The sequence below is a fragment of the Sulfurospirillum sp. UCH001 genome, assembly GCF_001548035.1.
Classification (GTDB): domain Bacteria; phylum Campylobacterota; class Campylobacteria; order Campylobacterales; family Sulfurospirillaceae; genus Sulfurospirillum.
Genome location: NZ_AP014723.1, coordinates 1,531,773 through 1,555,628, shown reverse-complemented (window position 1 = coordinate 1,555,628; position 23,856 = coordinate 1,531,773). Strand labels below are relative to the sequence as shown.

The window sequence follows — 23,856 nt, the reverse complement described above, 5'->3', positions numbered from 1 at the left end:
AAACAATGCACACTAATGACCTTATCCACGAGGATTCTCCTTACCTCTTGCAACACGCGCATAACCCTGTAAACTGGATGGCATGGAGCGACAAGGCACTCCAAAAAGCCAAAGATGAAAACAAGCTGATCTTTCTTTCTATTGGGTATAGCACCTGTCATTGGTGTCATGTCATGGAGAGAGAAACCTTTGAAGATGAAGTGAGTGCAAAACTTCTCAACGCTTCCTATGTCAGCATTAAAGTGGATCGTGAAGAGATGCCCGATCTGGATAAATACTACCAAGACGTGCATTATCTTCTTACTAAACGAAGTGGTGGTTGGCCGCTGAGTATCATTATGACACCAACCCAGCAGGTCATCTTTGCAGGAACCTATCTTCCCCCACAAAGTGCACAGGGACGTATGGGATTTCGTGAGCTTGTGAGTTTTATTAAAAGTAAGTTTGACGATGATTTTGCGGAAGTACAAAAGAGCGCACAAAGTATAGAAGCGGCTATTAAACATTATGAACGCAGTTTTGAGCAAAAAGAGCGCATTGATAAAGATGCCCTTCTTGAGGCATTTGTCAACAATGTCAAAGCAAGTTATGACGATGTTTCAAAAGGTGTGGGAAGTGCACCAAAATTTCCGCATGCTTCGACATGGAATGCTCTGTTAGATATTTATCAAAAAACGAGTAATCTTGAAGTCTTGTATATGAGTGAAGATGCCTTAAATGCGATGGCACGAGGGGGCATCAACGATCAAATAGAAGGTGGATTTTACCGTTACAGTGTCGATGAAGCTTGGGTGATTCCCCATTTTGAAAAGATGCTTTACACCAATGCTGAGCTGATCGAAGTCTATGCGAAGCTTTATCAGCTGACTCAAAAACCATTTTTTGATGAGATTGTCACTAAAACGATTGAAGCGATGGATGAGCGCTTTTTAAAAGAGGGGCTTTACCTCAGTGCCAGTGATGCTGACTCCGAGGGAGAAGAGGGCAAATACTTTGTTTTTAAATTTGCTCATTCAAAAGAAGTTCTGTTAAAAAAAGGACTGAGTGAAGCTGAAGCAAAAGAAGTTTTGGACTATTTTGGCATCACTAAATTTGGTAATTTTGAGCATCAAACAACCAATCCAGTTATTGCCAAAGATGAAAAGCCTTTACGTCTAGAAGAAGCAGTTTTGGCTTTAAAAGAGGAGCGCCAAAAAGTGGCATATCCATTCATTGATACGAAGATTTTAACGGCGTGGAATGCACTTATGATTACAGCACTTTTTGAATCTGGAAAGATTGAAAAGGCAAAACAAACGCTTGATATTTTGATGGATACTCTTTATGTCAATGGACTGTTATATCATCAAATAGTTTTAGGTGGAAACCTTAAAGTAGAAGGTTTACTTGAAGATTATGCCTTTGTGATTGAGGCATTACTGTGTGGTTATGCACATACCAAAGAAGCGCACTACTTAGAATTGGCAAAAAAACTAAGCCATGATTCAGAGCATAAATTTTATAAAGATGAAACATGGTATCTCTCCGATAAAGCGTTTCGGGCAAAAGCAGTATTAGAAGATAACAGCTACAAAAGCCCGCTCTCAACCATGATAAAAAATCTCTTTGAATTAGCGAAAATCGAAGATGATATGGCGCTCTCTATTCGAGTGAAAGATATGTTGGAGAGTTTTGGCTCAGGCATTCAAAAGTATGCCCATGCCTATCCCGAAGCGGTGAGGGTAGTTGCGCTTTACCTGTAAGGATTTTCCTTACAGGCAAAGAGAGTGTTTTAAAGTGCTTTTGCGATAAAGCGATTTAAACGTTTTGCAAACGCTGCGGTATCTTCGATTTTCATGCCCTCTTGAAGCTTAGCTTGATCAAGAAGTAAGAAAGCAACATCGTTCAGCTCTAAAAGATCAGATTTTGCACCGAGTTTCTTGAAGATTTCATGCTCAGGATTGATCTCTAAGATAGGTTTGATTGCTGGGAGATTGTCTTGTCCCATCTGTTTGAGCATCTGTTGCATTTGGAAATCAGGGTCATTTTTATCGTAAACAAGGCATGAAGGAGAATCACTCAAACGGCTAGAGATTTTGACATCTTTCGCATCATCTTTGAGGATTTCTTTCATTTTGACCAAGATCTCTTTATAGGTTTTCTCATCTTCTTCTACTTTGGCTTTGTCTTCTTTGATCTCTTCATCAATGTCTGAGTTATTGACTGGTTTAATTGGCGTTTTATCGTATTCACCAACCATTGGGAAGACGATAGCATCCACTTCTTCATCAAGCAGCAAGACTTCAATGTCTTTTGCTTTAAATTGCTCGATAAGCGGAGAATTACGTAAAAGCTTCTCATTTTCACCCGTGATGTAGTAAATGCTTTTTTGATCTTCTTTCATTGCCTCTTTATACTCTTTTAGGCTTATTAGACCATCGCGTTTTGAAGATTTAAAGAGTACTAATTCAAGAAGTGCTTCTTTGTTTTCCCAGTCATTGTAAAGACCTTCTTTAATGACACGACCAAAGTTTTTATAAAACTCTAGGTATTTATCGTTCTCTTTTTCTTTAAGTGATTTTAGTTCACTCAAGATCTTTTTCACAGAGGCTTTTTTGATGGTTTCTAATACTTTATTTTGTTGTAAAATCTCACGGCTGACGTTAAGTGGTAAATCTTCCGCATCAATAATACCCTTAACGAAACGAAGATAGGTTGGTAAAAGCTCTTTCTCATCATCCGTGATAAATACACGCTTAACGTAGAGTTTAACACCCGGTTTATAGTCCATTCTAAACAAATCCATTGGAGGTGTTGATGGAATATAGAAAAGGGTTGTATATTCGAATTTGCCTTCTGCTTTTGTATGGCTCCAAAGAAGTGGATCGGTGCTATCGTGAGAGATTTGTTGATAAAAGTCTTTGTACTCTTCAGGCTTAATTTGACTTTTTGCTACTGTCCAAAGCGCACTTGCTTTATTAATTTGCTCATTTTTAATCTCTTTGCTTTTTTCTTTGCCCTCATCATCGTATTCTTTGACTTCTTTATCCATAAAAATTGGGAATGGGATGTGATTTGAATATTTTTTAATAACGTTTTGAATACGGTAAAACTCTAAAAATTCATCTTCATCATCTTTAAGATAAAGTGTAATAGACGTTCCGTGATTCTCTTTTGTGACAGGTGTGATGTCATATTCTGCACCTGCTTCACTGCTCCACATAAATGCATTTTCTTCACCAGCTTTTTTACTTACTACTTCAATTTTGTTTGCAACCATGAACGCAGAGTAAAAACCAACACCAAATTGGCCAATAAGGCTTGAATCTTTCTTTTTATCACCGCTAAGGTTTTGCAAGAATGATTTGGTTCCACTTTTTGCAATGGTCCCTAGATTTTCAACTAAATCTTCTTCGTTCATACCAATACCACTATCGCTAATAGTCAATGTTTTAGCTTCTTCGTTGATGGCGATATCAATGCGAGGAGTGTACGAAAGTGATTTGTATTTGTCATCAGTCAATGTAAGATAGTTCAGCTTATCTAATGCGTCAGAGGCATTTGAGATAAGTTCACGTAAAAAGATCTCTTTGTTAGAGTATAGCGAATGGATCATCAGATCTAAAAGCTGTGTAACTTCGGTTTGAAATTGATGTTTTGACATGGTCTATCCTTTAATGTATGTATAATTTGGATTTATCAAAAGGTTTTATATCAAAAATTTTTTGATAAATCCAAAAAATCGCGTTATTGTAGCAAAAATGAGAGAATGCGAAAGCCACTTTTGTGACTTTCGAGGATATTATTTGGATGCTAATTCGAGAGTGAGTCTCTCTTCCATGGTACGATACATTTTTTCAAACCACTCTTCATCCTCTTTTGGATCGATAGGATCAAGATAGATAACTTTAACTTCTCCACCATGTGCATCAAGGCTTTTAGAATCAAGAATATGTCTCGCTCCTACAATGATAGCAGGTTGAACGATAAGCTCTAATTTCTCCGCTAAGATTTTTGCCCCACTTTGAAATTTTAGAAGCCTATCACCACGTCCCCGTGTTCCTTCCGGAAACATCGCTAGAACGCGTCCTTCACTAATACGCTCTTTACCTTCTTTAATCATCTTAATGATAGAGCGTTTATCTTTACGGTCAATTGAAATCATACGAGGCGCTGGAATAATATGGCCAAAAAGAGGAATGTCTTCAATCTCTTTTTTAGCAATCCAACAAAGATTTTTTGGGTAAATTGTCTCTAAAGCAACAATATCAATAAGGCTTTGATGGTTCATAACTAAAAGCGTAGTTTTAGGGTTTACTTCACCTATTTGTTTGATACTGAAGCCCATGAGAAATGTTTGCATTTTCCCCCATGCACGTCTGATTGGATGGGTGTTCTGGCGAAAAGTATACATCAAAACAATTGTAATCAGTACAGTGATGACGAATTCAATCATCACATAAAAACCTCTAATTTTTGATAATATTTTCACGCTCAGTCCATCCGATTTTGCCATCTGGTAGCAAGATTTTAATATAGTTATCTCTTTCGCCTAGTTTTTCAATATCTAAGATTTTATCGTTTGTAAAGAATACTGTTGAACGATCCATTGGTAGAATCCTAATGGTGCTATTGCTTTTCAATTTAGCATTATTGAGTGGATTTTGGTCTAAGAAAAAGAGAGCCAAAAAAATCAATGAAATAACAAAATAATACCATTTACGACGTCTTAGGAGAATGATGAAAAAGATAAATGCAAGAACACCATATCCCACAGTTTTGTAAAATTCAAAAATACTCTCTTTTGGATTCAGCCCAAGTTGCGTACTAACTTCATCACTTTCAATGGTCATTGGAAGTGCTATTTTATTGAATTTGTTGCTGGTTAGATCAAAATAGGTAAAATCAAAACTTTTTTGATAGTTTGGCAAAATAGCATAATAGTAGATTTTTTGACTGGTTCCATTATCGGAGAAAGAGTCAATACCACTTTTAGGTGCTCCACTAAGTGCAAAATCTTTTAGATTTGCACCTGTTGCTTCTATCTCTAGAACAACAATGACATTTTTTGCATCAAAGGTTGTTGTTTTATACTTATTAACAGTTAAGCTTTGTGCTATAACGTTACTAAAAAAAGGATCAGCTTTAAGTTGAATCAGCTGTGAAGGAGTGTTGAGTGCAATCACTTCGCTTTCAAGTGCTTCTTGACGGTCAATCAATGAAACACTTAACCTCGGCATTACAACTGATTTTGAATTGATTTTAAAATAAAACGTATTGTAATACGTATTATCGCGAGAACGTTCCCATGGATTTTGCGGATTTAAAACTTCAACACCGGATGCATTAGAGAAAGTATTGCTAAGAGCATCAATCTTATCGTTAGCGACAATGGCTTTAAGTTTGATAGAAAATACTTGACCTACATAAACTTTTGAAGGAGTCTCTTCAACGGAAAGGAAAAGGGATTTTGAGCGTCCAGAAAATGCGCTCTCTTCAGCAGCGAAGCTAGGCACTAAGAGTGCTAAAGAGAGCAGAATGAGAGTGATAAATTGCTTCATCACGTTAGTTTATAAAACCCTCAAGCATTTTTACACCATCATCTGAGCCTAAAATCTTTTCAATTGCACGCTCAGGGTGAGGCATAAGCCCGAAGACATTTTTTTCTTTATTGCAGATACCTGCAATTGAATCAACGGAACCGTTTGGATTTTTTAGATTTCCCTTTTCATCGCAATATGTTAATAAGACTTGCTTGTTTGCATAGAGTTCTTTAAGTCCTGCATCGTCAATATAGTAACTTCCTTCACCATGCGCAATAGGTATATTTAAAAGTTCACCAATAGAGTATTTCTTTAAAAACGTATTCTCATTATTAACTACTTTAAGGTGATGAAACTGAGAGATAAAGTGAACATTCTCATTGCGTTTCATAGCTCCTGGTAAAAGTCGTGCTTCAACAAGCATTTGAAAACCATTACAGATTCCAAGAACTTTTCCGCCATTATTTGCAAATTCAATGACTGCTTTCATAATAGGAGAGAACTTAGCAATGGCAGCACTTCGTAAGTAGTCGCCATAACTAAAGCCACCAGGAAGTACAACAAGATCTGTACCTTCAGGCAATTTTTCTTCTTTATGAAAAACGAGAACAACTTCTTGTCCTAGTTTTTCAAAAGCATACTTTGTGTCGATTTCACAGTTTGTGCCTGGAAATACAGCTACAGCTACTAGCATGCTGGGAACTCAATAGTGTAATCTTCAATAACGGTGTTAGCCAAAAGCTCATCACACATGATCGTTACTCTCTCTTGTGCTTTTGCTTTATCGCTTTCGTCAATGTCGAGAATAATTTGTTTTCCGATACGAACTTCATTGACTTCGTTAAATTTCAAAGAAGCAAGTGCATGATGAACTGCTTTACCTTGAGGATCTAAAACGCCATTTTTGAGCTGAATATTGACAATAACTTTCATCGTTTATTTTTTCCTTTGATTTTAATGAGCTAAGATACGTTTTAAGACTTCTTCATAAGCAACTTTAACATCGCCTAAGCCTTGTCTAAATCTGTCTTTATCCAACTTCTCGTTAGTATCCATATCCCAGAAACGGCAGCTATCAGGACTAATTTCATCAGAAAGAAGAATATTGCCTTCAACGTCAACGCCAAATTCTACTTTAAAGTCAACCAATTTGAGTTTACGCTCAGCAAAGAAGCTTTTCATAATAACGTTAATTTCACGACCAAGACGTTTAAGCTCTTCTAGATCAGATTCGCTTTTTACAAGATTGAGAAGTAAGCAGTGCTCATCATTGATAATAGGATCGCCAAGAGCGTCATCTTTATAATAAAACTCAACAAGTGTGAATGGAAGAACGGTACCATCTTTAATACCAAGGCGTTTTGCTAAAGAACCTGTTGCAATATTTCTAACAACCACTTCGATAGGGATAATTTTCACTTTTTTGATCAATTGATGTGTGTCATCAAGTGTTTTAACTAAGTGTGTTTTAATACCGTGTTTTTCTAAAAGATGAAAAAGTTGTGTACTGATTTTGCAGTTTAGTGCACCTTTTCCTGCTTCATTACCTTTTTTTTCAGCATTAAATGCTGTCAAATCATCTTTGAATTCAGAAATTAAAAGATTTTCATCTTCTGTGAAAAATAGTTTTTTACCTTTGCCTTCGTATAACATAGCACCTTTATTCACTTGTGTCTCCTCAATTATTTTTTGATAGCAAGTACTTTGATAGCATCAACAGCACTTTTTAACTGTAAGTCTTTGAATAAGTTTTCTTGACTCACGATCTCTTTGTCACTCTTTGTTGTCTCTTTTGTTTTCGCTTTTGTTTTTGTCTCTTTTGTGTCTGTTTTATTATCGTCTACTTTTTTGAGTTCACTCTCTAAATGTTTTTTAAGATCTTTTTCTTTAAGTGCTTGCTCATTGTTTTTATGTGGAACATCACCTGGATATACAACAATGTCAGGGGTTACACCCTCTGCTTGGATGGTTCGTCCACTTGGGAGATAATAACGAGCAATGGTTAAACGAATCGCTTCATTGTCAACGACTGGAAGAACGGCTTGAACGCTGCCTTTTCCAAAGGTTTTTTCACCAATAATAATGGCACGTTTATGATCTTGCAATGCACCACTGACAATTTCACTTGCACTTGCACTGCCACCGTTAACTAAAACGACAAGTGGTAGTTTGGTGTTTGTTCCAGATTTGGTTGCTTTGTATTCAGCATTTTCAGACTCAACACGTCCTTTTTGAGAGACGATAATGCCTTCATCGATGAAGATGTCAACAAGTCCAACTGCTTGATTTAAAAGTCCACCAGGATTGTTTCTAAGATCTAAAACGATACCTTTAACATTTTTGTTTTTTGTAATGGCATCTTGAACATCACCAACGATGTTTTTATCGAAGTTAACAACACGAACATATAGGATGTTTTCATTCTCGATGATTTTAGAATAAACAGATTCAATTTTAATGATGTCGCGTACAATAGAGATTGTAAGAGGTTTTGTTTCGCCTTCACGCACAACGGTAAGTTCAATACCAGTACCTGGTTTACCACGCATCAAGTTAACCGCTTCATCAATGGTCATATTGAGTGTTGATTGTTTATTGATTTTAAGGATGATGTCACCAGCTTTGATGCCTGCTTTATCTGCAGGTGTTCCTTCCATTGGTGCGATAACAGTCAGTGCGCCATCTTTTTGACCTACTGTAATACCAAGACCACCAAATTCACCTTCTGTCTGAATTTTGAGATCTTTAAAATGCTTCTCATCTAAGTAAGAAGAGTGTGCATCTAGATTGGTTAAAAGACCTTCTATTGATTTTTTAATGATGTCATCAATTTTGATATCATCAACATAATATTTTTCGATAGTTGCCAAAACTCGTGTGAATTTTGCCAAAGAAGCAAGACGACTCTTCTCACCTTCAGCATTGTCTGCTGCAAAAAGAGTTGATGAAAAAAAGGTAGTGATACCCAAAAACGTAGCAATAAAGCCTGCCGTAGCAAATGGTAGATGTTTCATAGCGTATATGTGCTCCTCGCATGGTATGCGTATTCTTTGGAGGATGATTATAGTGGAGTTTCCCTAAAACTTCTATGAAAGCATAAGATGTAGTATGAAAAATTTAACTCATATTAGGGTTTAGATGACAGTTGTGATTTAATAAAAGTAATGCCTTATTGCTAAATAAACTTGACATCAATAGACTAAAGTTGTAAAATTATAGAAAAATTATGAAGGAGCTGCAATGAACTCACTTTTCGAGCAATTAACGAACCAAATGCGAGAAGCTATAGAGAGCGCTATCAGCCTTGCACTGCATTCAAAAAATCAAGAAGCAACGCCTTTACATGTCACTTGGGCATTGATTACAAACTCAGCTTCCATTCTCAATCAAGTCTTTAATAAAATGAATATTGATAAGAGTGCTATAGAGCTTGAAATCAAAAGTGAAGTACAAAAACTGCCTACCGCATCACACGTTAGCAAAGAAAATATTTCTATTTCTCGCTCCCTTGTTGAGACTTTGCAAAAAGCTGAAGGCTTAATGAAACAAAAAGGAGATAGTTATCTCTCCGTAGATACATGGTTACTTGCTAATATCGATAGTGATCCATTGAAGAAGATTTTAGGAAAATACTTAGATGTTTTACATTTCAAGAAAAATCTTGAAGCGCTTCGTGGTGGGAAAAAAATTGATAAACAAAGTGCTGATGAAAACCTTGAATCTCTTGAAAAATACGGCATTAATCTTACAAAATTAGCTAGCGAAGGAAAGCTAGATCCTGTCATTGGACGTGATGAAGAGATTGGGCGAATGATGCAAATCCTCATTCGTAAAACGAAAAACAATCCTATCTTAATCGGTGAGCCAGGAACAGGTAAAACAGCGATTGCGGAAGGATTGGCGCTTAGAATTGCGCATAACGATGTGCCTTTGAGTCTGCAAAATAAAAGTGTTGTAGCGCTTGACATGAGTGCACTCATTGCTGGTGCAAAATACCGCGGTGAATTTGAAGACCGCCTTAAAGCCGTTATTGATGAAGTCAAGAAAAGTGGCAATATCATTCTTTTTATCGATGAGATTCATACCATCGTTGGAGCTGGGGCTAGTGAAGGTAGCATGGATGCTGCAAACATCTTAAAACCAGCCCTTGCACGTGGTGAGCTTCATACAATTGGTGCAACTACACTCAAAGAGTACCGAAAATACTTTGAAAAAGATGCCGCGTTACAGCGCCGTTTTCAGCCAGTAACGGTGAATGAACCAAGCATTAACGAAGCTTTACAGATTTTACGAGGAATCAAAGAGCATCTTGAGGCGCACCATAACGTGAGCATTCAAGACTCTGCTTTGATCGCTGCTGCAAAACTCAGTTCTCGTTACATTAGTGATCGTTTCTTGCCTGATAAAGCAATTGACCTTATTGATGAAGCTGCAGCTGAGCTTAAAATGCAGATTGAGAGTGAACCAACAGAGCTTAGCCGCATCAAACGTGCGATTAGTACACTGATGGTTGAAAAGGAAGCACTCTTGATGGAGAAAAATAAAAAGAATGATGAGCGTCTAAAAGCCATTGAAAAAGAGCTGGGAGATGCAAAAGAGAAGATGCATTCTCTTGAAGTGCAATTTGAAACTGAAAAAAGTGTTTTTAACGACATCGCATCCATTAAAACAAAAGCAGAAGCCCTTCGTAGAGAGGCAGAAACCGCAAAGAAAAACAGTGAGTTCAATAAAGCGGCTGAAATTGAATATGGTAAATTACCTGAGTTAGTCAAACAAGAAGAGGATCTTAAAGCCAGATGGGAAAAAATGGTTGAGAGCGGAACACTCTTGAAAAACAGTGTTGATGAAGAGATGATCGCGACGATTGTGAGTAAATGGACAGGCATTCCTGTCAATAAAATGCTCCAAGGTGAAAAAGCCAAAGTCTTAGCCGTAGAAGATCATCTAAGAAAAGAAGTCGTAGGTCAAGATGCAGCCATTAAAGCGATAGGTAGAGCTATTAAGCGTAATAAAGCAGGACTGAGTGAGCAAAATAAACCGATTGGTAGTTTTCTTTTCTTAGGTCCGACGGGTGTTGGTAAAACACAAAGTGCGAAAGCGCTTGCAAATTTCTTGTTTGATACGACAAAAGCTCTCATTCGTTTCGATATGAGTGAATATATGGAAAAACACTCAGTCAGTCGTTTAGTCGGGGCACCTCCAGGTTATGTAGGCTATGATGAGGGTGGTCAACTCACTGAAGCGGTGCGAAGGAAGCCATACAGTGTTGTGTTATTTGATGAAATCGAAAAAGCGCATCCTGATGTCTTTAACATTCTTCTTCAAGTACTCGATGAAGGGCGTTTGACGGACAATAAAGGTGTAACGATTGATTTTAAAAACACTATTATTATTCTCACATCGAATATTGCAAGTGCGAAAATCATGGAATTTGAAGGTGAGAGACGCGAAGAAGAGGTGATGAAGGAGCTAAGAGCGTACTTTAAACCTGAATTTTTGAACCGTCTTGATGACATCATCATCTTTAATCCACTCACAGAAGATGGATTGCGTGAGATCGTAAGCATTATGTTCAAAGACATAGAGACGAAGCTTGCTAACAAAGAGATCAAAGCTGAGCTTACAAAAGCCGCTAAAAGCCTCATTGCCGAAGCTGGGTTTGATCCAGTTTATGGCGCTCGTCCACTCAAACGGGCTCTGTATGAGCTGGTAGAAGATAAATTGGCTGAACTTATTTTGGAAGAAAAACTCCATGAAGGAGAGAGTATTGTTATTGATGCGAAAAATGGAGAGATCGTTATCAATAAACAGTAATAAAGCGATATTTCTGGCATGTTAAAGAACATGCCAGAAATTATTGGCAATCTTTATTTTGAATAGAAAATTTGAAAAGCTCTACATTGTTAAGATCATAGAAAACATAGATAAACACAGCTCCTTTTCTAAGAAGTGAGCGTGTTTCATAGTCGTTACAGAGGTAACTTTTATTGTTCTCGTATGTGGTTTTAATGAGTGTACCTTTATCGGCTTTGAGAATAGTTTTGACATGTTCATTTGCGGAATTGATACGGTTACGGTATTCGATAGCATTTTGCACACTGACAATATCTACAAGCGTTGTATAATCATCCAACATCATTGGTAAATGCTCTTTTGTACCATCTTTGATGATCGAGAGAATTTTTGGGATGTCTTCTTCTTTGATTTCATCTAAATCGCTTGAATCATCAGCAATGAGTTTAGAGATAAGTGCTAAAATGGTTAAAAACTTTTTCATATCATTCCTTTGTCGGAATTTTACAATAAAATATTTAAGATAGGTGCCAATTTTTGAAAGGAAATACAATTTTATGAGCTATTTGGAATGGTTTGAAACACATGCTAACAAACATCGTGTTATTGTTCAAAAATTGAGTACTCAAAATTATACACAAGAGATGATTATTGACTATTTTTTGTTTGAGAATATGGTTGAAAAAGAGCCTGAATTTTGCTTACTGTATGCAAAAAAACAAAAATGCCACAATCTTCAAGCGTTAAATTGCTATTTGTGTGCATGCCCTCATTTTCGCTTTAACGATGAAGGATTGAGCGTAGAAGAGGGTATAAATTATAAAAGCGAATGCTCTATTCACTCTAAAAAGAGTAGCTATTTTGTGTACGAGAAGGTTTCCCATTTGGACTGTTCGGCGTGTAGTGTGCCACACACCAAAGCCTACATACGTAAACACTTTGATGTGGACTGGAAAAAGATCATGCAAAAGTGTTTTGTTACATCTCCAAAGGCATAGCACTTACGATAATGCCATCACGATCGGCATAAAGATAATCACCTTCGTTAAACGTTATACCACCAAAACTAACGGTGTCATGCAATGAGCCTTCTTTAACTTCCATTGTTTTTTTCGGACATGTTCCTAACGCAAAAAGTCCTACATCAATCTCTTTTGTATTTTTCGTGTCACGTACATAACCGTTGATAACAATCCCTGCCCAGTTGTTCTCATATGCAAATTTCATAAGATTGTCACCTACGACAGCGGTATATTTGGCATCGACGTCAACCACAGCGATTTGTCCTGCACCTTCACTTTTAAGTAGTTCGACTAATGTTTTATTGTGACCTGGTAGTTTAATGGTGACGATTTGTCCCATAACACGTTTTGATCCACCGTACGATTTCATAATGGGATCTAAAACCTGAACATGTTCTGGGTATTTGTCACAAAGATCTGCGGTATAAAATTTCATGAGAGCTCCTAGTTTATTTGAAGAGTTGTATTAAATTTTGTTGATTAGAAATGGCTGAGCGTTTTGGAATCGTAAAATCGACTTTTTCTTTATGGCATGTTCCACAAATCTTAAGCTCCTGATGTGCTACAACATCTTTTTGAGCATAGACTTTGTCGCGCGAGTGGCAATCAAAACAGTCTTTTCCGCATTGTCCTTGCTCAGAAGGTTTATTATGACAGGTTATACACTCATTTAAAATCACATGGTTTTGGTCATTGATGTAAGGTTGAAGCTTTGAATGACACTCCAAACAGCTTCCTCCACACGCAATTAACATGCTCTGAAAACTCAAAATGAGAAATATAAGGAACAAAAAGGCTTTTTTTGACATGAATCCACTTTAGAAAATTTGTGTTAATTATACCTTTAATAACGTTAAGATAGAATGCAAAATCATTCAAATTTTAGGTCAGTCCATGAAAGTAGTCACAGGTGTCGTGGGTAATGACATTCATGTAGTCGCTAACAGACTTATTGATATATCATTACAAGCTAGAGGTTTTGAAGTATTTAACCTAGGCGTTAATACTTCATTGGAGGAGTTTATTGACGCCGTTGTTGAAACGGATGCAGACATTTTGCTCATCTCTTCGCTTAATGGCGAAGCCGAGGGCTGGTGTAGGGATTTACAATTTTTACGCTCTGAGTACGAACTGAAAGATGTCATTTTCGTCATTGGTGGCAATTTGGCAGTTGGTGAAGCGGCTCAAAGTGACATTGTTCCCAAATACAAATCCTATGGGTTTGACCTTGTCTTTCACCAAATCGATCTTAATACAGGGCTTGATGAAATAGAGCGTTTTGTAAAGGATCGAGCATGAGTTTACTCCAAAAAGAGCGTGATGTTATCACTCGCAATGAATATGCGGATAATTTTGATTTTGATGAGATTGAGAATTTTATACGCAATGCTCCAAAAGAGATGTTCATCTCTCATCATTTTAAAAAGCGCGATCGTCTGTTAGTTCAACCTCGCGGTGGCTTCCCAACCTACAAAAAAATGTTCGAGCTTTACGAAGAATTTATGAAAGCGGACATCGATGTCTTACCTCTTACAATCGATAGTAACACCCGTCTTAATGACTATGCTATGGCAAAAAAGATGCTCACTCTCTCTGAAGAGAATGAGATGGACATGCTCAATGGTTATCCACTCGTTAATCACGGCTACCGTACCACACGTAAGATGATGACACATTTTAACAAACCTGTGAGTCTTCGTCATGGAACGCCCGATGCAAGGCTTTTGGTTGAGACGGCTTTAGCTTCTGGTATTTTTGAAATAGAGGGTGGACCAATCACGTATATGCTCCCATACTCTAAAAACTTTCCACTCGATAAAGCCTTTTTATATTGGAAGTATGTGGATAAAGTCTGTGCGCTTTACTCAAAGCTTAATGAGCCAATCAATAGAGAGTCGTTTGGTCCTTTGACCGCAACGCTTGTTCCTCCATGTATTGTTATTGTTATTCAGCTCATTGAAATGCTTCTGTCTATTGAAGAGGGTGTGAAGTCCTTCTCTGTGAGCTTTTCTCAAAATGGTTCTATGATGCAAGACATTGTTACATCAAATGTACTGAAAAAATTAGCACGTGAATATGCAGATATGTTTGGTGGAAGCGATGCCATCATCAATCTTGTGTATCACCAATGGATGGGTGCATTTCCAAGAGATAAAAATCTCTCAGACCAACTGATCAACACGAATACCGTCATCGCCGCAATGGTAAGAGCCGATAAAATTATTATCAAAACTCGTGATGAGGCTTTTGGTATTCCAACAATGCAATGCAATGCCCAATCTGTGGCAAATACCAAGTACACACTACGTACGCTAAAGGGACTTCCTGTTGTTCATGACGCAGAGGAAGAGGAAAACTTGGAACTAGAAGTACGCTCAATTATGGATGCTGTCTTTAACGATCCTGCCGATACTTTATGGCGTAAAGTGTTCAATACCATCAAAAGTGGTTTGATCGATGTACCTTTTTCACCGCATATCATCAATAACAATGAAGTCATTACGATTCGTGATGATAATGGTAATATCCGCATCATCGAAAAAGGTAAATTACCGTTACCAGAACGCTGTTTTGCCTATGAAAAATCAAAGGTCAATTTACCTGAGAGCAAAACAGAAGTCATTAATAAAATTATCCATGACATAGGGGCAATGCTATGAGTAAACTTCTCATTGATGTAGGGAGCACCTACTTTAAGGTATGCCAAGAAAGTGGCATTAGCCAATATTTTAGGGATTTTAAAAAAGATATTTACGATGATTTAGTAACCAAATGCGGCAATATTTTTGCAAACTATAAGAAAGAAGATATTTTCATCTGTTCTTCTGCCAATGGTGGCTTAAGTACGCTTATTATTGGGCTTACGAACTCATTTAGTCTGAAATTTGCAAAGAATATAGCCTTTAATTCAGGCATTAACATTATCGATACGATTTTGTACAGCAAAATAGAAGAGTGTAGAGCTCCTAGTGAACTTGTGGATGTTGTGATTATCGTCGGTGGCATTGATGGTATTGGCAATGTATTTGATGAGAAATTGTTTGATTATCTCAAAAATGTACAGTACAGCAATATCGTTTATGTGGGTACAAAACAAGATGCATCGTTTTTAGGTGCTCAAATCCCTGATTTAAAAGTGCTTGGAAATATCATTACCGATAAATTGCATGTCAATGGTGGTGAGCTTAAAGAGTACCTCACAAACCTCTATCAGGCTGACATTGTTGGAAAAGAAGATATCAAACATCTCTATGCCATCACAGCCAATCAAATCTACTCAACCCCTTACATTGTTAACCGTTCACTTCCTCTTATTGATGCAAATTTTGAAGTGGTAAATCCTTTTATTGTCGTTGACATTGGAGGGGCTACAACGGACATTCACTACAGTCGTGATTTAGTAAGAGATAACATTGTCAGTGAAAGTGGTTATGACAGATTGGTCTTTAAAAAATTGGGTGTTTATAAATCTAGAGAAACACTTATTTTTGCGGCAAAGAACAATGAATTTGTGTATGAACTCTTAGCATATCTAAATGTAACAGAAAATATTTTAGAAGAAGAGAATGAGAAAGCATTACGTATTTTGATGCAACTTTCAATTTTTTTAGTACTTTACAAGGTTTCAAGACTTCATCCTTTGTATGTTACATTGCACCTAGAGCTTTTAAAAACGATTGTTTTAACGGGTGGAATTACCAAGGTGCTCTCTTATGAAGAAGTTGAGATGATTATGCAATTCTTCTATAAAAAAGTGATGAATTTACATGCTATTCCAAACATTGTGATGGATTACGACTACGCAATCTGGACATTAGGAATGGAAAACAATACTGATACGAGGAGTTAATATGTCAATTAATTGTATTCGTGCACTCATTGAAAAAGCGGCAGTAACATGTCCTGATAAAGTCGCTATTATCGATGGAGCCAAAAAATTAACCTATAGTGAACTGTTTCGCAAAGTCAATCAAATTGCTCATTATTTAAGTGAATTATCCCTTCCAAGTGGTTCACGTATCGGTATCTATTCACATAAAAGCAGCGAACAAATTATCGCTATTTTGGCACTTCTTTCAACGGAATATATTTTTGTTCCCATCTCAAGGCTGTTAAAACCTGAGCAGGTAGAACACATTATCAATGATTGTGGAATTGCATGTATTATTACTGACAAATCAAAAATAAAAAGCATTGATGAAATTAAATTTAGCGGCAAAATCATTACTTATGAAGCGAGTGAACGCGACATCGTCTCATTTGAAGAGATCTATAAATGTTGCAGTGATGCCTTTTTATGTAACATTGGTGATTATAAAAATGCTGCGATTACTTATAGTTTTGGATTGACAGGTTTCCCAAGAGGTATTGTCATTACGCATCGAAATCTTATTGATAGTGCAAGGGTCGCTTCAAATTATCTAGAACTCAAAGAGAGTGATGTGATTTCTGGAACACTTCCTTTCATTTTGGATTATGGTTTAAACCAACTCTTTTGTTCCATTTACAATCATGCGACATTAGCGCTTCACTCTTTAGTGCTTCCAGCAGATTTTTTCAATCATCTTATCAATGATGGTGTCACCGTTCTTCCACTGATGCCACCTCATATTACGCAGATGTTTGAAAGTGATCCTAAACGCATTCCTAATGCCAAGCTTTTAGGAAATGTACGTATCGTCACTTCTTCAGGTGGAAAAATTACGCCTAAAATGATCGCAGATATAGAAGAACGTTACCCTAATGCTAAATTTTACTCGATGCATGGATTAACAGAGGCATTTCGTTCGACGTATCTTGATCCTGCACAACTTAAAATTCGCCCAAATTCAATTGGTAAGCCAATTCCTGGTGTTGAAATCCATGTTATTAATGAACAAGGTTTGGAGTGTAAACCTCGCGAAATCGGTGAGTTAATTCATCGTGGTGGGTATATTTATAAAGGGTATTGGAAATCAAAAGAAGATACTCAAAAACGTTATAAAAGTATTGCCATCTTGGATAAAGTAGTAAATTTAGAGGGCGATTTGACGGATGAAATCGTTGTCGCGAGTGGAGACTTTGTTTACAGAGATGAAGAGGGCTATCTTTACTTTGTTTCCCGCAAGGATGATATGATCAAAGTAAGTGGCTTTAGAATCAGTCCATACGAGATTGAGAGTGTTGTTCACGATAAACTTCCACAAATTGATCAATGTGCTGTTTTTTCAATCGAAAACGAGAAAACAGAAGAAGAAATCGTAATGGTTTATAGTGCAATCAGAGAAGTGACGAAAAACGAAATTGTCTTTGAACTGAAAAAACATTTACCAAATCATATGATACCTTCTATCATTGTCTATAAAGAGAAGCTTCCTCAAACGAGCCCAAGTGAAGCAAAAATTGATAAAGAAGTTTTGAAGAAGATGGTTATGGAACTTCGCTAAGTGCTGACATTAAGAGCAGTGCTTAATCGAAGCTTATGCAATTTTAAGTAAAGCTAAGGTAAAATCCATACCTTAAAATTATTTTTGTTAAAGGAATTTTTGATGAAAAGAACGTATCAGCCACATAGTACACCTAAAAAACGCACTCATGGCTTCAGACTTAGAATGAAAACTAAAGGCGGACGTAAAGTTATTGCAGCACGTCGTGCTAAAGGTAGAAGCAGATTGGCCGCTTAAAAGATTATGATACTCTCAAGGCAACGAGAGAGTATTCATACGTTTATAACCATGCTAAAAAATGGCACTTTGATGGTGCCTTAGTCTTTTACAATAACGATACAGCAAAAAGAGTTGGCTTTACGGCGAGCAAGAAAGTCGGTAATGCTATCAAGCGAAATTTAGCCAAAAGGCGACTTCGGGCTATTTTTTTAGAAATTCAACACACTTTAAATGATGGCGTGTATGTTTTTGTAGCAAAAGAGAAGATCAATCACATATCGTATGATGCTCTTAAAAAAGGGATTATATGGTCTATGAAAAAATTGAACTGTGTTAAAGAATGAAATCTTTAGCACTGTTGTTGATAAAGCTTTATCAGAAGTTTTTTACACTGATTGGCTATGGAAGTTGTAGGTATTATCCGACATGTTCTCAATATACGAAAGAACAACTTCTACACAATAGTTTTTTAAAAGCTATCTTTTATAGTTTTATACGCATTCTGAAATGTAATCAGCTTTTTGCTGGAGGAATTGATTATCCTGTTATCAAAAAGTGTTTTGCATCTCCTCTTCCTTTGTCTCCCAAACATTCACACCCACATTCTATAACTTTTTGGTTTGTACCAAAAGATAAGCAAAGTTTTTACGTGGTAAAATCTTTTAAAACAACGAAATAAAGGGAATCTCGTGACAGATAAACTTACTCCTCAAGTGCGCATCATTCTTGCCACTGTACTATCATTTTTATTTTTTGCTCTGTATGATCATTTTTTTATCCCCAAAAACCCTCCATTGACTGAAAACACATCTCTTGAACAAAATGCTACCCCTTCAACGACAACAAGTGCGCCTGAAGTGAAATCAGCAAGTAGTGCAGATGTTGCATCAGCTCCTATGGGCTCAGCTAAAGAGAGTGAAATTATTACAACAATCAAAGCTGCGGGTTACGAAGTACAAATCGACAGACTTGGTAGAATTGCAAAGTTTTATCTTGAAGAAGGTAAGTACAAAGATGACAAAGGTGAGCGTTTTCAGCTTATCGATGCTTCTCAATCCCTTTTACCACTTGAAATTCGTTTTAGCGATAAAAACGTTAATGCTGATGCCTTTGTAATGTCTTATAGTGCAGATAAAAGCAATGTAGATGTCACTGAAAATGGAAGTAGTGTTGTTTTAACACAAACACTTGGTAGTGTAAATATTACCAAAACTTTAACATTTTTCCCATCAGGCAAATATGATTTACACATTAAACTCTCAACACCTAAAGAATATTTTGTTTCTCCAGGGTTCCGTCCAAGTGTAGCTGTAGATGGTTATACATTCCATGGAGCACTTATTAAAAAATCAGATGGTACTGTGAAAACAATCGATGATGGTAGTGCTAAGGGAGATGAGCGTTTTTCAAATGCTAAAGTTGTCGCTGGCGCTGACAAATATTACACCACATTTTTCTATGAACTAGATAAAGGTTTAGAGAGTGTTGTTTCTGTTGGTAAAGACAAAGATCCTCTTTTATTTGTAAAAGGTAATGAAGATTTTAAACTCAGTGGTTATATTGGACCAAAAGAGCATGTTAAACTCAAAGCCATTAATCCTGAATTAACAGATGTTGTTGAATATGGCTTTTTTACATTTATTGCTAAACCACTCTTCAAACTACTTGCATACTTGCATGGAATTTTTGGAAACTGGGGTTGGGCGATTGTTGCAATGACAATCATCGTTCGTTTAGTGCTTTATCCTTTGACATACAAAGGTATGGTTTCTATGAACAAGCTCAAAGAGCTAGCACCAAAAGTGAAAGAATTGCAGAAAAAGTATGGCGATGACAAGCAAAAACTAAATATGCATATGATGGAACTTTATAAAAAGCATGGCGCAAACCCAATGGGTGGATGTTTACCAATTCTTTTACAAATTCCTGTCTTTTTTGCGGTTTACCGTGTTTTACAAAATGCGATTGAGTTAAAAGGTGCTGCGTGGATTTTTTGGGTACAAGACTTAGCAATTAAAGATCCATACTTTATTCTTCCTGTGTTGATGGGTATTACCATGTTCTTGCATCAGCGTATTACACCAACAACATTTACGGATCCTATGCAAGAGAAGATTATGAAGTTCTTGCCATTGATCTTTACATTCTTCTTTGTAACTTTCCCAGCAGGTTTAACACTTTACTGGTTTACAAATAACTTAGCATCTATCGTACAACAGTTTTACGTCAATAAACTTTTCGCAAAAAAACATGAAGAGCAAAAGGTCGAAAAATGATCAAAGTAGAAGCAGCAACACTCCAAGAAGCTTACTCCAAAGCGGCGAGTGAGTTGTCTTGTTCGGTCGTAGATTTAGATATTAATATTATTCAAAATGGCTCAAGCGGATTCCTTGGGCTTTTCAAAAAAAGTGCTATCATTGAAGTGCAGCGAAAAGGCGCAAAGCCTTTTAAAGAAGAGCATGTTCGTAAAGAATCTGTTAGTTCACGTAAAGAAGATGAGCGTCATGAAACAGATACAGAAAATGGCGAAGAACGAAGAGATCGTAATCGCCGTTCTAAAAATAGACGCAACAAAAATAGAAATAAAGAATTTTCGAAAAATGAATTTTCTGAAAATAAACGTCCTGAGCCATTGGTCGTTAAAGAAACTCCTGTAACACCAAAGGCAGAAGTGAAGGGTGAAACACCTAAAGTTGTTCCAGCAAAAGAGCCAAGACACACTATTGCGCCAACAGCGATTGATCAGAATTTTCATCAAGAAAAACGCGAAATCAATGATATCATTGATGAAGTACGTTTACAAATCAAAAACCTTTTTAAATACAGCTGTTTTACGTTAGATACACCTCTTGTTTCTAAATACAGTGATGACACTATCTTAATTGAATTTAGTGGAGAAGATGCAGCATTATTGATTGGAAAAGAAGGGTATCGTTACAAGGCACTCTCTTATTTGCTTTATAATTGGATTAACCTCAAGTATGGTTTGAATATTCGTCTTGAAATTGCTGAATTTTTGAAAAATCAAGAAGAGATGATCGAAAAATACCTTGTTCCTGTCATTGAGCGTATTCGCAACAGTGGTAAAGGACAGACCAAAATTTTAGATGGTGTTCTTATCAAAATTGCTCTTGAAGCACTCCGTACAGAATTTCCTGAAAAATACGTTGGGATTAAGTCAGGGAAAGATGGTGGTAAATTCATCGTTGTTAACGATTTTAATAGGAAAAACGCATAGATACTATTGCTGCGATTGCCACAAGTGCAGGGGTCGGTTCCATCGCGATTGTTCGTGTAAGTGGACCCGATGCCCTTACCTTGGCTTTAAAACTCTCAAAAAAAGAGACATTAACTCCGCGTCTTGCAACACTCAGCTTTTTACATGACAAACTGAATGATGCTATTGATCAAGCGATTGTTATTTACTTTAAAGCGCCACACAGTTTTACTGCCGAAGATGTCGTCGAGTTTCAATGCCATGGTGGTAGTGTTGTTGCTGGACTTGTGTTAGAAACACTTCTTCATCATGGTGCAAGATTGGCCAATCCTGGTGAATTTTCTAAACGTGCTTTTTTAAATGGTCGTATTGATCTTAGTGAGGCGGAAGCCATTGCCGCTCTTATTGAGACAAAAAGTGTTGATGCTGCTAAAATGTTAACCCGTCAACTCAAAGGTGAGCTTCGCGACTTTGTTGGACATGTTAGAGAACTACTGATAGAAATCCTTGCCTTTGTTGAAGTCAATATCGATTATGCTGAAGAAGATTTACCTCTTGATATGATTGAGAAAATCAAAGATAAACTTGATGTATTGGCTAAAGAACTTTTTAAAACATATGAAAGTAGTAAGCGCAGACAAGGATTGATCAATGGTTTTAAAATTGCCATAGTCGGTAAACCAAATGTTGGTAAAAGCTCTCTTTTAAATAACCTCTTAAGTTATGATAGGGCTATCATTAGTGATATAGCAGGTACAACTCGTGATACTATCGAAGAAGAACTACGCATTGGTTCACATCTGGTTCGCATTGTTGATACTGCTGGTATTAGACAAGCAAATGATGTGATTGAAAAAATAGGAATTGAGCGTTCTATTGCAGCGATTGAAGAGTCTGAGATTGTTATTGCAATGTTTGATAATAGCAAGCCTTGTGACCATGAAGATGAAGAGATGCTTTCTTTGCTCCAAAAATATGCATCTTCAAAACAAATTCTTACAGTTTTAAATAAAATAGACCTTCCTAACCACTTTGATACACAGCATTTAGATCAAGATTTTATTGCTCTTTCGTGTCAAACACATAGTCGTGAACTTACGGATAGGCTTAAAGCAATTTTAGATCAAACGGCTGTTGAAGATACCCTTATGCTTACATCAATGCGCCAAATCGATGCCGTAAAACAGGCATATGAAAATGTACAAAGTTCTTATCAACTCCTAGGAGAAGGGGAGTTAGAGCTTTTTGCTTTCCATATCAATGAAGCAATTTCGAGTATCTCTTCTATCACGACAGCTTTTGAGCGTGATGAGATTTTAGAGAAAATGTTTAGTAACTTCTGCTTAGGTAAATAATCTTCATTTATAAACTATTTACCTCGGTATGCTACGATAAAAAGAGCTATAAAAAGGGGTTATGATGCTTTCAACAATAGAAGAGTTTATAAAAAAAGAGTCTTCATCTGGGGTAGTACTCATTGCTGTGACACTTTTGGCACTCTTTCTACAAAATAGTTTTTTTACAGATTTTTATTCTGATTTTTTGCGTACTCCAGTTCAAATAAGTATAGGAACGTTTGGTATTGCAAAGCCACTTTTTTTGTGGGTCAATGATGGACTCATGGCAATTTTCTTTTTTTTAGTGGGGCTTGAAGTTAAACGTGAAGTATTAGAAGGTGAGCTTTCTTCTAAGACGCAAGTGGCGCTTCCAGCAATCGCTGCACTTGGTGGTATGATTTTACCCGCTCTCATTTTTACTTTTTTCAATTTGAAAGACTCTTTTTCCATGAATGGCTGGGCAATCCCAACAGCAACTGATATTGCTTTTGCTTTAGGTATTCTCTCTTTATTAGGAAATCGTGTCCCTGCATCACTCAAAATTTTTTTAATGGCATTAGCCATCATTGATGATCTTGGTGCCATTGTGATTATTGCATTATTTTATACGAGCAATTTATCGCTCGTATCCATTTTAGTTGCATTTGGTGCTATTATTGTTCTGGTTGTTATGAATCATTTAAAAGTCATTAAAAAAGCAGCCTATGTTCTCGTTGGCATTGTTCTGTGGATCAGTGTTTTAAAATCAGGCGTTCATGCAACGATTGCAGGCGTTGTATTGGCTTTTTGTATTCCTCTGTATTCTACAAACAGAAACGGCAAGCGCTTTTCCATGCTAAAAGAGATGGAACATGATCTACATTATTGGGTTGCCTTTTTTATTCTTCCATTGTTTGCCTTCGTTAATGCAGGTGTCGATCTTAAAGGACTTTCACCTATGGCTCTTTTTTCTGACGTCTCATTGGGCATTATCCTAGGGCTCTTTTTGGGTAAACAACTGGGTGTTTTTGGCTTTAGCTTTCTTGCAATTAAGTTAGGCTTTGCTTCTTTACCAACGGGAAGCAGTTTTAAACAACTCTATGGTGTTTCAATACTTACAGGTATAGGTTTTACAATGAGTCTTTTTGTAAATACTTTAGCGTACAATGACACTAATTTGTTTTATTATGCTGATAAATTGGCTATTTTATTAGGTTCTTTTCTTTCAGGTGTTATTGGTTATATTTTTTTAAAAAGTACACTCAAAGCGGTATAACTTAATTCTAAGTTAAGAGAGATTACAATCTCTAAAAGTCTTGTAGTCTAAATAAAGGGATCAAC

At 36.7% G+C, this 23,856-nt stretch carries 24 protein-coding genes; 14 read left to right on the top strand and 10 right to left on the bottom strand.

The genetic code is table 11. The features are described 5' to 3' along the window. The first annotated feature begins 5 nt into the window (after positions 1–5). Entirely contained in the window at positions 6–1,742 is a 1,737-nt protein-coding gene (locus UCH001_RS07780) for a thioredoxin domain-containing protein (protein WP_067176545.1), read from the top strand. 29 nt (positions 1,743–1,771) lie between these two features. On the opposite strand, the gene htpG is transcribed toward UCH001_RS07780, so the two are convergent. The 7 genes from htpG to UCH001_RS07745 all read right to left on the bottom strand — a co-directional run bounded on the left by htpG (position 1,772) and on the right by UCH001_RS07745 (position 8,536). Further along, positions 1,772–3,643, bottom strand: a complete 1,872-nt coding sequence (htpG, locus tag UCH001_RS07775; RefSeq protein ID WP_067176542.1) for a molecular chaperone HtpG — start codon at positions 3,641–3,643, stop codon at positions 1,772–1,774. A 138-nt stretch (positions 3,644–3,781) separates the two neighbouring features. Beyond that, the gene (locus tag UCH001_RS07770; RefSeq protein ID WP_231963994.1) at positions 3,782–4,435 is read right to left on the bottom strand and encodes a 1-acyl-sn-glycerol-3-phosphate acyltransferase; all 654 of its coding nucleotides are present in this window, start codon (positions 4,433–4,435) and stop codon (positions 3,782–3,784) included. A gap of 13 nt (positions 4,436–4,448) precedes the next feature. Further along, the gene (locus UCH001_RS07765) at positions 4,449–5,540 is read right to left on the bottom strand and encodes a hypothetical protein (protein WP_067176536.1); all 1,092 of its coding nucleotides are present in this window, start codon (positions 5,538–5,540) and stop codon (positions 4,449–4,451) included. Between the two features lie 4 nt (positions 5,541–5,544). Then, entirely contained in the window at positions 5,545–6,216 is a 672-nt protein-coding gene (gene purQ / locus UCH001_RS07760; RefSeq protein WP_067176533.1) for a phosphoribosylformylglycinamidine synthase subunit PurQ, read from the bottom strand. Beyond that, positions 6,210–6,455, bottom strand: a complete 246-nt coding sequence (gene purS, locus UCH001_RS07755; protein ID WP_067176531.1) for a phosphoribosylformylglycinamidine synthase subunit PurS — start codon at positions 6,453–6,455, stop codon at positions 6,210–6,212. Before purS ends, purQ begins: the two co-directional genes overlap by 7 nt. 21 nt (positions 6,456–6,476) lie before the next feature. Beyond that, positions 6,477–7,175 carry a phosphoribosylaminoimidazolesuccinocarboxamide synthase gene (gene purC / locus UCH001_RS07750; RefSeq protein WP_371258015.1) on the bottom strand — a complete coding sequence of 233 codons (699 nt, stop codon included), beginning with the start codon at positions 7,173–7,175 and terminating at the stop codon, positions 6,477–6,479. Positions 7,176–7,204: 29 nt separating this feature from the next. Then, positions 7,205–8,536, bottom strand: a complete 1,332-nt coding sequence (locus UCH001_RS07745) for a S41 family peptidase (RefSeq protein ID WP_067176527.1) — start codon at positions 8,534–8,536, stop codon at positions 7,205–7,207. 226 nt (positions 8,537–8,762) lie between these two features. On the opposite strand from UCH001_RS07745, the gene UCH001_RS07740 reads away from it, so the two are divergent. After that, positions 8,763–11,336 carry an ATP-dependent Clp protease ATP-binding subunit gene (locus UCH001_RS07740; RefSeq protein WP_067176525.1) on the top strand — a complete coding sequence of 858 codons (2,574 nt, stop codon included), beginning with the start codon at positions 8,763–8,765 and terminating at the stop codon, positions 11,334–11,336. A 40-nt stretch (positions 11,337–11,376) separates the two neighbouring features. Here the strand turns inward: UCH001_RS07740 and UCH001_RS07735 are convergent, their stop codons facing one another. Beyond that, the gene (locus UCH001_RS07735; protein WP_067176524.1) at positions 11,377–11,799 is read right to left on the bottom strand and encodes a hypothetical protein; all 423 of its coding nucleotides are present in this window, start codon (positions 11,797–11,799) and stop codon (positions 11,377–11,379) included. A 73-nt stretch (positions 11,800–11,872) separates the two neighbouring features. On the opposite strand from UCH001_RS07735, the gene UCH001_RS07730 reads away from it, so the two are divergent. Then, the gene (locus UCH001_RS07730; protein ID WP_067176520.1) at positions 11,873–12,313 is read left to right on the top strand and encodes a hypothetical protein; all 441 of its coding nucleotides are present in this window, start codon (positions 11,873–11,875) and stop codon (positions 12,311–12,313) included. Here the strand turns inward: UCH001_RS07730 and rraA are convergent. After that, positions 12,294–12,773, bottom strand: a complete 480-nt coding sequence (gene rraA, locus UCH001_RS07725; protein WP_067176518.1) for a ribonuclease E activity regulator RraA — start codon at positions 12,771–12,773, stop codon at positions 12,294–12,296. The two genes, UCH001_RS07730 and rraA, sit on opposite strands and share 20 nt — an antisense overlap. Positions 12,774–12,786: 13 nt before the next feature. Further along, a complete protein-coding gene (locus UCH001_RS07720; protein WP_067176515.1) occupies positions 12,787–13,146 on the bottom strand; it encodes a hypothetical protein in 360 nt (119 codons plus the stop codon). A gap of 85 nt (positions 13,147–13,231) precedes the next feature. On the opposite strand from UCH001_RS07720, the gene glmS reads away from it, so the two are divergent. The 11 genes from glmS to nhaA all read left to right on the top strand — a co-directional run bounded on the left by glmS (position 13,232) and on the right by nhaA (position 23,791). After that, positions 13,232–13,636: a methylaspartate mutase subunit S gene (gene glmS / locus UCH001_RS07715; protein WP_067176512.1), complete on the top strand. Its 405-nt coding sequence runs from the start codon at positions 13,232–13,234 to the stop codon at positions 13,634–13,636. After that, positions 13,633–14,997: a methylaspartate mutase gene (locus tag UCH001_RS07710; protein ID WP_067176509.1), complete on the top strand. Its 1,365-nt coding sequence runs from the start codon at positions 13,633–13,635 to the stop codon at positions 14,995–14,997. Before glmS ends, UCH001_RS07710 begins: the two co-directional genes overlap by 4 nt. Further along, the gene (locus UCH001_RS07705) at positions 14,994–16,187 is read left to right on the top strand and encodes a glutamate mutase L (protein ID WP_067176507.1); all 1,194 of its coding nucleotides are present in this window, start codon (positions 14,994–14,996) and stop codon (positions 16,185–16,187) included. Before UCH001_RS07710 ends, UCH001_RS07705 begins: the two co-directional genes overlap by 4 nt. 1 nt (position 16,188) lies before the next feature. Next, a complete protein-coding gene (locus UCH001_RS07700) occupies positions 16,189–17,763 on the top strand; it encodes an AMP-binding protein (RefSeq protein WP_067176504.1) in 1,575 nt (524 codons plus the stop codon). 102 nt (positions 17,764–17,865) lie between these two features. Further along, the gene (gene rpmH / locus UCH001_RS07695) at positions 17,866–18,000 is read left to right on the top strand and encodes a 50S ribosomal protein L34 (protein ID WP_067176500.1); all 135 of its coding nucleotides are present in this window, start codon (positions 17,866–17,868) and stop codon (positions 17,998–18,000) included. After that, entirely contained in the window at positions 17,988–18,326 is a 339-nt protein-coding gene (gene rnpA, locus UCH001_RS13110; RefSeq protein WP_082705697.1) for a ribonuclease P protein component, read from the top strand. Before rpmH ends, rnpA begins: the two co-directional genes overlap by 13 nt. Continuing rightward, the gene (gene yidD / locus UCH001_RS07690) at positions 18,323–18,661 is read left to right on the top strand and encodes a membrane protein insertion efficiency factor YidD (RefSeq protein ID WP_067176497.1); all 339 of its coding nucleotides are present in this window, start codon (positions 18,323–18,325) and stop codon (positions 18,659–18,661) included. The genes rnpA and yidD overlap by 4 nt, the downstream gene beginning before the upstream one ends. Before the next feature lie 10 nt (positions 18,662–18,671). After that, positions 18,672–20,258, top strand: coding sequence for a membrane protein insertase YidC (yidC, locus tag UCH001_RS07685; protein ID WP_067176494.1), 1,587 nt, complete (start codon positions 18,672–18,674; stop codon positions 20,256–20,258). After that, a complete protein-coding gene (locus tag UCH001_RS07680; protein ID WP_067176491.1) occupies positions 20,255–21,220 on the top strand; it encodes a Jag N-terminal domain-containing protein in 966 nt (321 codons plus the stop codon). The genes yidC and UCH001_RS07680 overlap by 4 nt, the downstream gene beginning before the upstream one ends. Then, positions 21,217–22,554, top strand: a complete 1,338-nt coding sequence (mnmE, locus tag UCH001_RS07675) for a tRNA uridine-5-carboxymethylaminomethyl(34) synthesis GTPase MnmE (RefSeq protein WP_067176487.1) — start codon at positions 21,217–21,219, stop codon at positions 22,552–22,554. The genes UCH001_RS07680 and mnmE overlap by 4 nt, the downstream gene beginning before the upstream one ends. A 61-nt stretch (positions 22,555–22,615) precedes the next feature. After that, complete coding sequence (nhaA, locus tag UCH001_RS07670; RefSeq protein ID WP_067176484.1) at positions 22,616–23,791, top strand: Na+/H+ antiporter NhaA; 1,176 nt, start codon at positions 22,616–22,618, stop codon at positions 23,789–23,791. Positions 23,792–23,856: the final 65 nt, after the last annotated feature.